The sequence below is a fragment of the Geomesophilobacter sediminis genome, assembly GCF_016458275.1.
GTDB lineage: Bacteria > Desulfobacterota > Desulfuromonadia > Geobacterales > Geobacteraceae > Geomesophilobacter > Geomesophilobacter sediminis.
The window spans coordinates 149,935-162,917 of the sequence record NZ_JAEMHM010000007.1 but is presented as its reverse complement, the minus strand read 5'-3'; the positions used below and the strand labels follow the sequence as shown (position 1 = coordinate 162,917).

Below are 12,983 nucleotides of genomic sequence, written 5' to 3'. Positions count from 1 at the left end.
GGGACCTGAGCCGATGGGCAAGGTAGCCCGGTCAAGCCATGACGTCGAGAAGGGCCTTGATCATGTCGTCGGTCGTCTTTACCACCTTCACGTTGGCGCTGAAATACCGGCGGTTGTTCACCATGCCGACGGCTTCCCGGGAGACGTCCACGGACTCGGTTCCTTGGGCGACCGTAGCGCGGACGCCGGCCTTCGAGGTCTGCAGGACCGCCTTCGAGGCCCGGAAGTTGGAAGTGCCTAGGTTGGCGACGTTGTTGGCGATGACGCCCTGCTGGATGCCGGATGCCACCAAGGCGGATACTGCGATCGAAGAAATGTTTGCCATGTTGACGCCTCCTTGAGCAGCGGTGAGGATGCCAACTAGTCACAGCGAAATCCGTGCCATCGCAACTACCCGATAATACAGATATGCCTATCTAATGAACTGCGAAAATCTGTGCAAAGCGAGGTAGTTTGACCTAAATTTGTACACCCTCCTTCCGGCCCAATGCCACGTGAAGGCTCCATCTAGGAGGCGCGGCCGTCATCCAGGAAACAATATCTTCAGGGCTCATTCCCAGGGCGGTTCATTGCTCCGCAGACCGTTTTGGCGTGGGAGTGCCGATATTTTTTCTCAATTCATTCATAGTTCTTTCTTGGTGCTGGTATACCTTTGCCCGTCTGCGGACGTTAAAAGTGACAGGATGTTTCTCAAAGGTTAAACTATGTGAGCTACCTGTTACACTATGACTTCCGCGCAATGACTTTGTTGCTGGAAGATCCATTCCTGATTAATGCTGAGAGGACGGTGCGGAGTCGGCATCACGCATACATGCCGCTGGTTGACACGGCATGGTGGTGCGAAGACTGAGTTGTTAGGGAAGAGAAACTTCCGAGAGAAAGTGGGACGATGGCAGTTCCGTTTTTTGATCCGCAAGGAGAGTAATGACAGAAGAAAACCTTCCGGTTGCGAGCATCATCCCTGCTGGGGAGACGCTCATATCATCGTCGGCGCCGGTGTCGAAACGGTGGGAATTGTCGGTCCGCTGCGGAATCCTGCTGGGGCTGATTTCATTGTTTGGTTCCAGCATCACCGGCCGGGTGTTTCACCCGGTGTTGGACGCCCTGAAAACGGTGGGGCCGATGGCGTTCCTGGTCCGCCCCAGCATGATCTGGGCGACCATGGGATCGGTGCTCCTGATCTTTCGGACCGCCCTGTGGTTCTGTTACCGCCCCGCTGCGCCGGCCGGCGCGGACGAAGCCCCGCGTCTCACGGTAATCATCCCCGCCTTCAACGAGGGACCGATGGTGGAAAAGAGCATCGACTCGGTCGCCCGTGCCGATTACCCCGCCGACCGTCTCGAGATCTTCGTCATCGACGACGGCAGCAAAGACGACACCTGGCGGTACATCAGCCGGGCGGCCCGCCGTCACCCGCACCTGGTCAAAGCACTCCGTTTCCCGGAGAACCGTGGCAAGCGCGCCGCGCTTGAAGCGGGCTTTCGCCAGGGACGCGGCGACATTTTCGTCACCATCGACTCCGACAGCGTCATTGAGCCCCAGACGCTTCTCGCCATCGCCGGCCCGTTCCGCAACCGCAAGGTGGGCGCGGTGGCCGGCAAGGTCATGGTATTCAACCGCGCAGAGGGGATCATCCCCCGCATGCTGCACGTGCGCTACATCCTCTCTTTCGACTTTTTGCGCGCGGTCCAGTCGACCTACCGGACCGTGTACTGCTGCCCCGGAGCCCTCTCCGCCTACCGTGCCGAAGTCATCCACCAGGTTCTCGATCGCTGGACCAACCAGACCTTTCTGGGCCATCCCTGCACCTATGGTGAGGACCGGGCCATGACCAACTACATTCTCGCCCAGGGATACGATGCGCTGTACCAGCGGACCGCCGTGGTGCATACCAACGCCCCGGTTACCTACGGCAAGTTGTGCAAGATGTACCTGCGCTGGGACCGGAGTTACATCAAGGAAGAGATCAGGTTTGCCCGGATCGTGTGGAAGCGCCCGCTGCTGAGCCGGATCATCGCCATCTTCGATTCCTGCATCACCAACCTGCGTTACCCGGTCAGCTACCTGATCATGGGATTGCTGATCGCCATGTCTTGGCACGACCCGCTGACCGTGGTCCGGTTCATGTTCATGATCGGGCTGTTCTCGACGATCAATATCCTGTACTACCTGCACAGCGAAGCCTCCTGGGACTTCGTCTACGGCATCGCCTACTCCTACTTCGCCTTTTTCACCCTGTTCTGGATCTTCCCCATCGCCATCCTCACGGTCCGCTCCCGCTCCTGGATGACCCGCTGAAAGGTCAAGCTGCCGGCGCAGGTTGGGTTGAACGACCGCATCGCGAAAGGCAACGTATGCCGGGGCGGCGGGAATTGTCGCGTTTCGCCCCTCGACGCGACCTCCCTTACCTTCTCGTTTCCTGGGTCCGCCTTGGGGACGCAACCGCCAAGAAGCTCCGGCTTCCCCCCGCTGCCGGTTCCTGCTATACTGGGGCGCCCGCCCTCCCTCACCGCTCCGGGGTACCACGTAACGCCTCTAGCCGCAGGTAGGTAATGAAGACTTTTCTGAACATCGCTTTGCTGCTCCTCACCCTTGCCTGCACCGGATGCGCCACCACCTACGTCCCGGTGAGCTGGGGCTTCGGCTCCAAGGTTCAGGACCTGTCGCACCAGGACGTAACGCTGGTCATCCTCTTCAACCGCTACGACCCGGACCGCAAGACCTTGCGCGTCTCGGGAACCTCGTTCGACCAGGTGATGATGCCGAGCGAGGTGAAATCCCACCTCGGCGCCTACCGCCCCGATACCCAGCTCATCTACCGCAACCTCTACCACGACTACGGCGACACCGAACTGCGCGACCTCATGGTCCACGAGTTCGCCCATCACATCTGGTTCACCTACATGTCGGCGGACCAGCGGCAACAGTGGCGAGCGCACCTGCGCCGCAACCCCTCCCCCTTGCAGGCCATGGTGCGGATGGTCTACCCGCCGCAGGCGGACTGGGACGCGGAAGATTTCGCCTTCACCGTCCAAAGCGCCCGTCCGATCGACGTCATGGCGCTTGCCGCTCTGAAGGTGATCGCCCCGGAGGAACGGGACCAGATCCTGAGAACCCGGTTTCCCAACCTGGCGCCGAACCTGCCGGAACAGACTGCGGCGCAGGAAGAACCAGCAAAATAGTTATCGATACCATATAAATTATATATTTTCCTTATCATTGCTTTTCCTCTATGATTCGTCCTGCATCGAGGAGGGAAAGAGACGATGGGAACCATCGAACGTGGAACCAAACGCTACTGGCAGATCAACTGGGCCTTCTTCACCGCCGGGTTCGTGACTTTCGTCACCCTCTACGACGTCCAGCCGCTGCTGCCGGTATTTGCCAAGGAATTCCAGGTTCCCGCCGCCCTGGCGAGCCTCCCGCTTTCGGTCGCCACCGCCGCGCTTGCGGTCACCATGCTGATCGCCGGCACCCTTTCCGAGACACTGGGACGCAAGCGGGTCATGGTCGCCGCTCTCGTCGTCACCTCGCTACTGGCGCTTTTGACCGCCTTCAGCAGCCATCTCCCCACCCTGCTCCTGCTGCGGCTTTTGCAGGGCGCCGCGCTGGCCGGGCTGCCGGCGGTGGCCATGGCTTACCTGAGCGAGGAGATCGCTCCGGACTCACTCGCCTCGGCGATGGGGCTCTACATCAGCGGCAACGCGATCGGCGGCATGACCGGCCGCATCGGCACCGCGATCATCACCGAGTACGTGTCGTGGCAGGTCGCGCTGGGAAGCATCGGCCTTCTCTGCCTGGCCCTCAGCATCTACTTCGCCTGGGCCCTCCCCCCGTCGGCCCATTTCACCAGGCGCCCGTTCGCCGCCAAGTACCTCTTCACCTCGCTGCGCCAGCAGCTCCGCGATCCGGGCCTGGTGCACCTCTATGGCGTCGCCTTCCTGCTGATGGGGAGCTTCGTCACGCTGTACAACTACATCACCTTCCGGCTCCTCGCTCCCCCCTTCTCCCTCGGGCATTCCCAGGTGAGCCTGGTCTTCCTGGTCTACCTGGCCGGCTCCTTCACCTCTTCCATCGCCGGTTCCCTGGCGCGTCGCTTCGGCAGGATTCCGGTGCTGCGCGCGAACCTGGCCGTCATGGCGCTGGGCGCCCTCATCACCCTTTCCGGATGGCTGCCGCTGATCGTGGTCGGCATCGGTCTTTTTACCTGCGGTTTTTTCGGCACCCACACCTTGGCCTCCGGATGGGTCGGCCTGAGGGCAAAAAGCGCCAAGGCGCAGGCAGCGGCGCTCTATCTCTTCTTCTATTACCTGGGTTCGAGCATCTCGGGGACGGTCGGCGGGTTTTTCTGGACCTCGATGGGATGGCGCGGCGTGACCGGGATGATCGTGGCGCTGGTCTGCGGGGGATACGTCCTGGTGGAGCGGCTGGCCGCCCTCCCGGAGCCGGCAGCGGCCCGGGTGCCGGAAGCCGCGGTGAGGGAGGCGGTATAGAGAATCGCGTCATGTAGCAGAAGCAGGCATGAAACGAGGCCGCCCTCGATTGAGGAGCGGCCTCTTCTTTTTTCGAATAGCAGTGGTTTGAAGTCCCCCTTTAACAAGGGGGAGTTAGGGGGACTTGCCTCTAAAGGTCTAATTTTACGACAAGACGACTGAAATCTTCCAAAGCAAATCCCCATCCCCCCCTTTGCCAAAGCGGGGTGATAACTCGCGATCTATATCACCGGAGCACGCCGGCGGGGCTTCCGCTGCCGATCTGGTAGATGAAGTTCGCCCAGGTTCCGCCGCAGTCGAGGTCGGAATCACCGGCGCAGGCCGTCTTGCATTTTTTGTCCGGGAGCTGGCCGTATTTTCCGTAGCGGTTGCCGCAGAAGCACTGGCTGCCGTACTGGACCCCGGCGAAGGCGAAACCCTCATCGCGGCAGAAGTTGATGCACTTGGCCGGCGTCATCTTGCCGTCGCTCCAACTTTTTTCCTTCAGATCGCGGCGGCTTTCATCCTTGTAGCAGCCCAATGGCGTCGCTCCGGCAACCGACGCGGCAGAGGCAACCGGAGGCGGGGGCGCGGACGCCGGGGCGCTTGCGTTGGCTACGGCATAGACTGCGTTGGCCCAGGTCCCGCCGCAGTCGAGGTCGGAGTCCCCGGCGCACGCCGTCTTGCAGTTCTTTTCCGGGATCTGGCCGTATTTCCCGTACCGGTTGCCGCAGAAGCACTGGCTGCCGTACTGAACCCCGGCGTAGGGGAACCCCTCATCGCGGCAGTAGTTGATGCAGAGGGTGGGAGTCATCTTGCCGTCGCTCCACTCCTTCTCCTTCAGATCGCGGCGGCTGTCGTCCTTGAAGCAGCCGAGGTAGCCGCCGGCCGGCGCTGAAGTCAGCGGGGGAAGGGAGCGGACCGGCGGAGGGGGCGCATCCTCGGGCGGGGCCTGGCGGGCGGGAGGCTGGGCATCGGCCGGCGGTTGGCCGTGGTCGTTCCCGTACAGGTATTTGTCCACCTTTTCGAACGTGCTGTCCATCTCATCGTCGGCCCAAGCGGATCCGGCCATAACAAGGAGAGCCAAGCATGCTAACAAGATCTTCCGCATAGTATTCCCCCATTCTTTTGGATTTATGATCAAGCGAAACGGATGTGGAAGTATAGCAATGCATTAACCACTGTCAATGGTAATACTCTAGTGTCACAGGGATGTGGCTCGGCAGGAAACAGGGAACATGGTTGAGAACAAGGAAGGAGCTACTGAGAGTGCGGGAATTCGCTGTGACAGGAAAGAGTCTGGTAGGAGCGACATTGCTGTCGCGACCAGCACTGTCGATCGCTGCAGGAATGCCGCTCCTACAAGATAACCGGCAGTGCAGTAGAAAAATTAAAAGGGGACAAAATTAAAGGGGGACAGGCACCGACAAATTCGAACATTAAAGGGGGACAGGCACCGACAAATTAAAGGGGGACAGGCACCGAAGTGGCACCGAAGTTAGAAGTTAAAAGGGGACTGGCACCTGCGGTGCCAGCCCCCTTTTTCGAGCCAGTATCCTTCAGCGGGGTTAGGGTGAGCTCTGCCGGTCGAAGACCGGCGGCTCGGACAGCGGCGCCGGAGCGGCCGGTTTGGGTGCCGGCACTGCCGGACGCTGCGCCGACGACATCGGCTGGAACGCAGCCCCACCGTGCTTGGGACAGTACTGCATCGGCTGGGTTCCCACCGTGAAGTACTCGGTCTGTTTCTTCGGGCACTCCGGAGTCGCCAGGTACCCGGTGGTCGGGTCGATGACCGCGGTAACCACGGTCTCCGGCTTGGTGAAATCGACCGCCGGCTTGCCGGCCAGCGCGGTGCGCATGAACTTGCCCCAGATGGGAGCGGAAATCGCCCCGCCGGTGAAGCCCTTGCCGCCCGGTTTCGGCTTGTCGTAGCCGACCCAGACCCCGGTGATCAGCTGGGGGGTGTAGCCGATGAACCAGGCGTCGCGGTAATCGTTGGTGGTACCGGTCTTGCCGGCGGAGGGGCGCTCCTGGCTGAACTTCTTGAGCCCCTTCGCCGTCCCGTACACCATGACGTCCTTGAGCATCTCGGTGGTGACATACGCGGTCGCCGGGGAGATGGCCGGGGTGACCGCCGGGGCGATCTGGGTCCAGGCCCCGCGGTGCTTTTCGAAGATCCGGATGATGGTCCGCGCCTCGGGGTGCGCCCCGCCGTTCACCAGCGGCGCGTAGGCGGTCACCAGGTCGCTCAGGGTGACGTCTTCGGTCCCCAGGGCCAGCGAAAGATCGTGGTTACGCAGCGGCAGCCCCATCTTCCGGGCCGTGTCGACGAAGTAGGGAACGCCGATATTCTCCAGCAGTTTCACCGTGATCACGTTGTTCGAGTGGGCCAGGGCCTGGCGCAGGGAAAGCTCCCCGAAGGAGTGTTTTTCGTAGTTTTGGGGGATCCACTCGCTTCCGTCGCCACGCGGATAGGCGACCGGAGCATCGCTCCAGAGGCTCCCCGCGGTGATCCCTTTTTCGATGGCCGCCGCGTAGATCAGAGGCTTGATGGAGGAGCCCGGCTGGCGACGGGCGGAGAAGGCACGGTTGTAGGGACTTTGCGCGTAATCGACGCCGCCGACCGCAGCCAGCACGTCGCCGGTGGCCGGGTCGAGGCAGATCAGCGCCCCCTGCAGGGTCCCGTTGATCTTGCGGACCCCCTCACGCAGGGTCTGTTCCGCCTTCTTCTGCAGGTTGACATCCATCGCCGTGATGACGTCCAGCCCCCCCTGCTCCACGATCCGCGCCCCGAAACGCTCCACCAGTTTGCCCCGGACGAAGTTTACGTAGTAAGGCGCCTCGCTCGGCTTCATCACCGGTACCTTGTGGGCCATGAGGCTTTGCCGGTGCTCGGGGGTGATCACCTTCACGTCGACCATCCGCTTGAGCACGACGCTGCGGCGCAGCGCGACCTTCTCCGGAGGGCCCAGTGGGTTGTAACGTCCCGGTGCCTTGGGGATGCCGGCCAGAAGCGAGCATTCCGCCTCGGTGAGCTCTTCCGGGTTCTTGTCGAAGTAAAGCCGGGCTGCCTGCGCGATTCCCCAGGCGCCGTTTCCGTAGTTGATGGTGTTCAGGTACATCTCCAGGATCTGGTCCTTGGTGTACTTGCGCTCGAACTCGATGGCGAGCATCCCCTCTTTTATCTTCCGGTTGAAGGTCTTCTCTCCGGAGAGGTACTTGTTCTTGATCAGCTGCTGGGTGATCGTCGATCCGCCTTCGGCCATCCTGCGTTTGACGACGTCTTTCACCAGGGCCCGGGCGATCCCCCGGATGTCCACCCCGCCGTGCTCGTAGAATCGGCTGTCCTCGACGGCAACCACCGCCTGGCGCAGAAAGAGCGGGATCCGGTTGAGCGGAACCCAGTAGCGCTCGTTGGGCATGATGCGGCCGACGAATTTTTCGTTGCGGTCGAACACCCGGATGGAGGAATACCCGGTGGGGAGGATCGGGAAGGTGGCGATTTTTTCCTGTGCCGAGGCGAGCGAAGCGAGCATCAGCACGAACAGGACGGCGAACAGGGACAGGATGATGCGATTCTTGGAAGACAAGACGATTCTCCTGGAAAGATGGCGTACTGCGGGGGTGGGATAACGGTTCATTCTGCCACAGCGGGCAAACAGCGGCAACACAAACCTGTCCCCCGGCGCGCCGAAAGCGGACAAATTGAAGCAGGGGAGCGGCGTGATACCATAGGAGCTTTCTGTTCACGGGGGTCGGGGGGCTGGGGGATCCGTTCAGATCGTCTCCATTTCCGGAAGAGCTTTCAACGAAGTGAACGATTCACGCATTTGGGCCGGATGGCAACAGGAGGCACGGCATGCCTGGGTCAACAATGGACGACAGCGTCAAACCTTCCGAAGTGGTGAGCCGGCTGCAAAAGCATGTTGACCAGATTTCCGGACTGCGCCACGGCCTCGACGACTATTTCGAGCTGGAAAAGAAGGCGGAATACCTGGAAAAAGAGTGCCCCGCTGCTCATCGGGGCGCATTACGATGGGCACCGGATGACGGTCGGGGCCGACGACAACGCCAGCGGCATCCGAGCTCCCGGTGGTAGGGTATGCCGCGCCGGCGCAGGGGTTCCTGCTCCCTCAGGTCAGGTTCAGCGACCACTGTTCGTTCTGGGAGCACGATTATCCGGCGATCATGCTCAACGACACGGTGATGTTCCGCAATCCGCACTACCACAAGATCAGCGACCAGCCCGAGACGCTGGATTTCGGCTTCATGGAGAAGGTGACCGAAGCGGTGGTGGCGTTTGCGAGGCGGCACTGACCCATCGGGGTTAAGGGCGCAGCCTGCTGCGTCCCTACGAGGACACCTCGCCCTATCGGCTAAGGCTGAGAGTAGAAGTCCCCCTTTAACAAAGGGGGATTTGCTTTTAAGGTTTAGACCTTGCGTGAGTTAGAACCGAGAACCTCAAAGGCAAATCCCCCCCAGCCCCCCTTTTGCCAAGGGGGGGGGAAAGGCCGGATCTTGGTTTGAGGGATAGCCTGGAATAACGAAGCGGGACCGCCGAAATTCGGCCGGTCCCGCTTTGCATTCATCCTGGTGATCCTGCCCATCCTTGTTACTGAGCTTCTCCGATCCTGCTTTTCATCCCTTCATCCCTTCATCCCTTCATCCTCTGCATCTCAGCAAATCCTTTCTCAATCCTTCACTTCCTTGTCGATCCCGGCGCGGCCGTCGTCGCAGACGTCCTCGGGCTCGGTCGGACGGCTGTAGCGCGCATCGCTGGTGGCGCTGACGCAGACCGGTGCCGGCTCCTCGGCCGCCCCCGCCGCAGCGGGAACGTGGTCGTGGTTGCGCCCCCCATCCGGCGGCACGTCCCCCTTGCTGGGATGCCAGTCGGCCATGTTCTTGAAGATCCGGAAGCGCTCCATGACGTCCTCTTCCAGCTTCCCACGCAGCATCCGTGACGCTTCCGGGTCGATCCTTTCCAGCGCCGCGAAGCGGACCTCTCCGGAGAGGAAGCTCTGCAGCGAGCCGTCCGGCTTCTTGGATTCGAAGATGAACGGGTTTTTCCCCTCGGCGGCGAGCTGCGGGTTGTACCGGTAGAGCGGCCAGTAGCCGGAGCGCACCGCAAGCTGGCTCTCCTCGATCGATTTCCCCATCCCCTTGCGCAGCCCCTGGTTGATGCAGGTCGAGTAGGCGATGACGATCGAGGGCCCGGGGAAGGCCTCTGCCTCCATGATCGCCCGCAGCGTCTGGTTCTTGTCCGCCCCGATGGCGACCGACGCGACGTAGACGTAGCCGTAGGTCATGGCCATCCGACCTAAGTCCTTCTTGATGGTCCTTTTCCCGCCGGCGGCAAAGCGGGCGATGGCGCCGAGCTGGGTCGCCTTGGAGGACTGCCCCCCGGTGTTGGAATAGAGCTCGGTATCCATCACCAGAAGGTTCACGTCCTCGCCCATCGCCAGGACATGGTCGAGGCCGCCGAAACCGATGTCGTAGGCCCAGCCGTCCCCGCCGTAGATCCAGATCGATTTCTTGGTGAAAAGGTCCGCCGCCGCGGCGATCTCCTTGATTAGCGTGTGCTCGCCGGCACCGGGAAGCAGCGCCTTCATCCGGTCACCGTACAGCCGCGACTGCTCGGCGTCGTTCATCTGCTGCAGCCATCCGGCAAACGCCTCCTTCAGCTCGGCGGAGATGTCGGTCTCCAGCGCGGCACGGACCTGTTCGGCGAGGTGTTTGCGGCGCTGGGAGATGGCGAGATGGTAGCCGTAGCCGAACTCGGCGGCATCCTCGAAGAGCGAGTTGTTCCAGGCCGGCCCGACCCCCTCCCGGTTGTGGCAGTACGGGCTGACCGGCGCCGATGCGCCCCAGATCGAGGTACAGCCGGTGGCATTCGCGACCAGCATCCGCTCGCCGAAAAGCTGGGTGACCAGGCGCGCGTAGGGGGTCTCGCCGCACCCGGAACAGGCGCCGGAGAACTCCAAAAGCGGCTCCTGGAACTGGCTTCCGAAGAGGGTCCCACGCTTGACCAGGTGCCCCTTCGGCTCCAGGGTCTCGGCGAACTTCCGGTTTTCCTCCTGGAGCGGTGCCTGGGTTTCGATCGGCTTCATGACTAAGGCCGAGTTCTTGGCCGGACAGATGTCGGCGCAGTTACCGCACCCCATGCAGTCCAGCGGGTAGACCTGGATCCGGAAGCCCATCCCCTTCACGTCCTTGGCCACCGCAGGAATCGTCTCGTAGCTTGCCGGGGCGCCGGCCATTTCCTGCTCGGTCGAAAGGTACGGGCGAATGGTGGCGTGCGGGCAGATGAAGGAGCACTGGTTGCATTGGATGCAGTTTTCCTTGATCCACTCGGGAACGTTGATGGCAACGCCGCGCTTCTCGTAGCGGGCGGTCGCCACCGGGAAGACGCCGTCCGGGGCAAAGGCGGAAACCGGCACCTCGTCCCCTTTCTGTTTCAGGATCGGGAAGATGACGTCCTTGACGTACTGGGGCATCGGCTGGGTCAGCCTCCAGTCCAGCCCCCGCTCGTCGGCGGCTACCTGCCAGGATTCCGGATAATGGATCTCGGCCAGGTTCTCCACCGCGAGGTCGACCGCGCCCAGGTTCATCTCGACGATCTTCTCCCCTTTGCGGCCGTATTCCTTGCGGATGGAGTCCTTCAAAAGCTCTACGGCCTGTTCGAACGGAAGCACGACGGAGAGCTTGAAGAAGGCGGTCTGCATGATCATGTTGATCCGCCCGCCGAGCCCGGCGGAGGTTGCGATGCTCACCGCGTCAATGTTGTAGAAGCGAATCTTCTTCAGGGCGATGGTGCGCCGCATCGCCGCGGGAAGGTTCTCTTCCAGCTCCTCGACCGTCTTCCACGGCGAGTTCAAAAGGAAGGTCCCGCCATCCTTGATCCCTTCCAGAACGTCGTAGACCTGCACGTAGGGTGCTTTCTGGCACGAGATGAAGTCGGCCGCGTCGACCAGGTAGGTGGACTGGATCGGGCTTTTGCCGAAGCGGAGGTGGGAGACGGTGATCCCCCCCGATTTTTTCGAGTCGTAGGCAAAGTAGGCCTGGACGTAGAGGTCGGTGTTGTCACCGATGATCTTGATCGCGGCCTTGTTCGCCCCGACCGTCCCGTCGGCCCCCATCCCCCAGAAGCGGCACTGGATGGTTCCTTCCGGGGTGGTGGAGAGGGTGCCCGAGACCGGAAGCGAGGTCCCGGTGACGTCCTCCTCGATCCCGACGGTGAAGTGGCGCTTGCCGGCCCCGTTCATGTTGTCGAAGACGCTTTTGACATGTACCGGGCGGAATTCCTTGGACCCCAGCCCGTAGCGCCCGCCGAAGAGTTCCGGGTGCTCCCCGCCCCGCTCCAGGTAGGCGGTGCAGACATCGAGGTAAAGCGGCTCGCCGAGTGCCCCCGGCTCCTTGGTCCGGTCCAGGACGGTGACCTTTTTGGCCGAGGCGGGAATCACGGCCAAAAGCGCGTTGGCGTCAAAGGGACGATACAGCCGCACCTTCACCAGCCCCACCTTTTCCCCGATCGCGTTCAGGTGCCGCACCACCTCCTCGATGGTTTCGCAGGAAGAGCCCATGCTGACGATGACGCGATCGGCCTCGGGATCGCCGACGTAATCGAAGAGGCTATAGCGCCGGCCGGTGAGATTGCCGACCTTCTCCATCGCCTGAGTCACGATGCCGGGAACGGCGAGATAGTACGGGTTGGCCCGCTCGCGCCCCTGGAAGTAGATGTCCGGGTTCTGCGCGGTGCCGCGGAGTTCGGGATGCTCCGGGTTCATCGCCTTGGCGCGGAAGGCGGCGAGCTTCTCGCGGTTCAAGAGGCCGGCCATGTCCTGGTAGTCGATCGCCTGAATCTTCTGGACCTCGTGGGAGGTCCGAAAGCCGTCGAAAAAGTGGACGAACGGCACGCTTGCCTCCAGCGTGGCGAGGTGGGCGACCAGCGCGAGGTCCATGCATTCCTGGACCGAGTTGGAACAAAGGAGGGCGAAGCCGGTCTGCCGGGTGGCCATGACGTCCTGGTGGTCGCCGAAGATGGAAAGGGCATGGGTGGCCAGGGCGCGTGCCGAGACGTGAAAGACCACCGGGAGGAGCTCCCCGGCGATCTTGTACATGTTGGGGATCATGAGCAAAAGCCCCTGCGACGCGGTGAAGGTCGTGGTGAGAGCGCCCGCGACCGCCGAGCCGTGCACCGCGCCGGCCGCCCCCGCCTCCGACTGCAGCTGCTTCACGGCGACGATCTGCCCGAAGATGTTCTTGCGCCCTTCCGCCGCCCACTCATCGGCCACCTCCCCCATGGTGGAGGAAGGAGTGATGGGATAAATCGCGGCGGCCTCGCTCATGGCATAGGCGACGTGGGTAGTCGCCGTGTTTCCGTCCATCGTCTTCATCGTACCGGCCATCGGAAATCCTCCTTTCAGTCAGTAGTTCAGCTCGATAAGTTCGAGGATGATAGGTAGGGAAAACGACAAAGGATCACGGGGGTTCATAGAGGCAGCCGGAGAGACG

General features: G+C 62.0%; 9 protein-coding genes. 5 read left to right on the top strand and 4 right to left on the bottom strand.

Annotated features, from left to right (window positions below):
* Positions 1-31: 31 nt before the first annotated feature.
* Positions 32-325 carry a flagellar basal body rod C-terminal domain-containing protein gene (locus tag JFN93_RS10005; protein WP_199383929.1) on the bottom strand — a complete coding sequence of 98 codons (294 nt, stop codon included), beginning with the start codon at positions 323-325 and terminating at the stop codon, positions 32-34.
* 599 nt (positions 326-924) lie between these two features.
* On the opposite strand from JFN93_RS10005, the gene JFN93_RS10000 reads away from it, so the two are divergent.
* The 3 genes from JFN93_RS10000 (at position 925) to JFN93_RS09990 (ending at position 4,493) form a co-directional block, all read left to right on the top strand.
* Positions 925-2,298, top strand: coding sequence for a glycosyltransferase family 2 protein (locus tag JFN93_RS10000; protein ID WP_199383928.1), 1,374 nt, complete (start codon positions 925-927; stop codon positions 2,296-2,298).
* Positions 2,299-2,552: 254 nt separating this feature from the next.
* The gene (locus JFN93_RS09995; protein ID WP_199383927.1) at positions 2,553-3,182 is read left to right on the top strand and encodes a hypothetical protein; all 630 of its coding nucleotides are present in this window, start codon (positions 2,553-2,555) and stop codon (positions 3,180-3,182) included.
* Between the two features lie 84 nt (positions 3,183-3,266).
* Positions 3,267-4,493, top strand: coding sequence for an MFS transporter (locus tag JFN93_RS09990; RefSeq protein WP_199383926.1), 1,227 nt, complete (start codon positions 3,267-3,269; stop codon positions 4,491-4,493).
* Between the two features lie 226 nt (positions 4,494-4,719).
* Here the strand turns inward: JFN93_RS09990 and JFN93_RS09985 are convergent, their stop codons facing one another.
* Together JFN93_RS09985 and JFN93_RS09980 are read right to left on the bottom strand one after the other, a co-directional pair.
* The gene (locus JFN93_RS09985) at positions 4,720-5,514 is read right to left on the bottom strand and encodes a WSC domain-containing protein (RefSeq protein WP_199383925.1); all 795 of its coding nucleotides are present in this window, start codon (positions 5,512-5,514) and stop codon (positions 4,720-4,722) included.
* A gap of 526 nt (positions 5,515-6,040) precedes the next feature.
* Positions 6,041-8,008 carry a transglycosylase domain-containing protein gene (locus tag JFN93_RS09980; RefSeq protein ID WP_236021641.1) on the bottom strand — a complete coding sequence of 656 codons (1,968 nt, stop codon included), beginning with the start codon at positions 8,006-8,008 and terminating at the stop codon, positions 6,041-6,043.
* A 323-nt stretch (positions 8,009-8,331) separates the two neighbouring features.
* Between JFN93_RS09980 and JFN93_RS09975 the strand changes: the two genes are divergently transcribed.
* Together JFN93_RS09975 and JFN93_RS09970 are read left to right on the top strand one after the other, a co-directional pair.
* A complete protein-coding gene (locus tag JFN93_RS09975; protein WP_199383923.1) occupies positions 8,332-8,571 on the top strand; it encodes a hypothetical protein in 240 nt (79 codons plus the stop codon).
* The gene (locus JFN93_RS09970) at positions 8,486-8,803 is read left to right on the top strand and encodes a hypothetical protein (RefSeq protein WP_407931879.1); all 318 of its coding nucleotides are present in this window, start codon (positions 8,486-8,488) and stop codon (positions 8,801-8,803) included. Before JFN93_RS09975 ends, JFN93_RS09970 begins: the two co-directional genes overlap by 86 nt.
* A gap of 360 nt (positions 8,804-9,163) precedes the next feature.
* On the opposite strand, the gene nifJ is transcribed toward JFN93_RS09970, so the two are convergent.
* Entirely contained in the window at positions 9,164-12,877 is a 3,714-nt protein-coding gene (gene nifJ, locus JFN93_RS09965) for a pyruvate:ferredoxin (flavodoxin) oxidoreductase (protein ID WP_199383921.1), read from the bottom strand.
* Between the last annotated feature and the right edge of the window lie 106 nt (positions 12,878-12,983).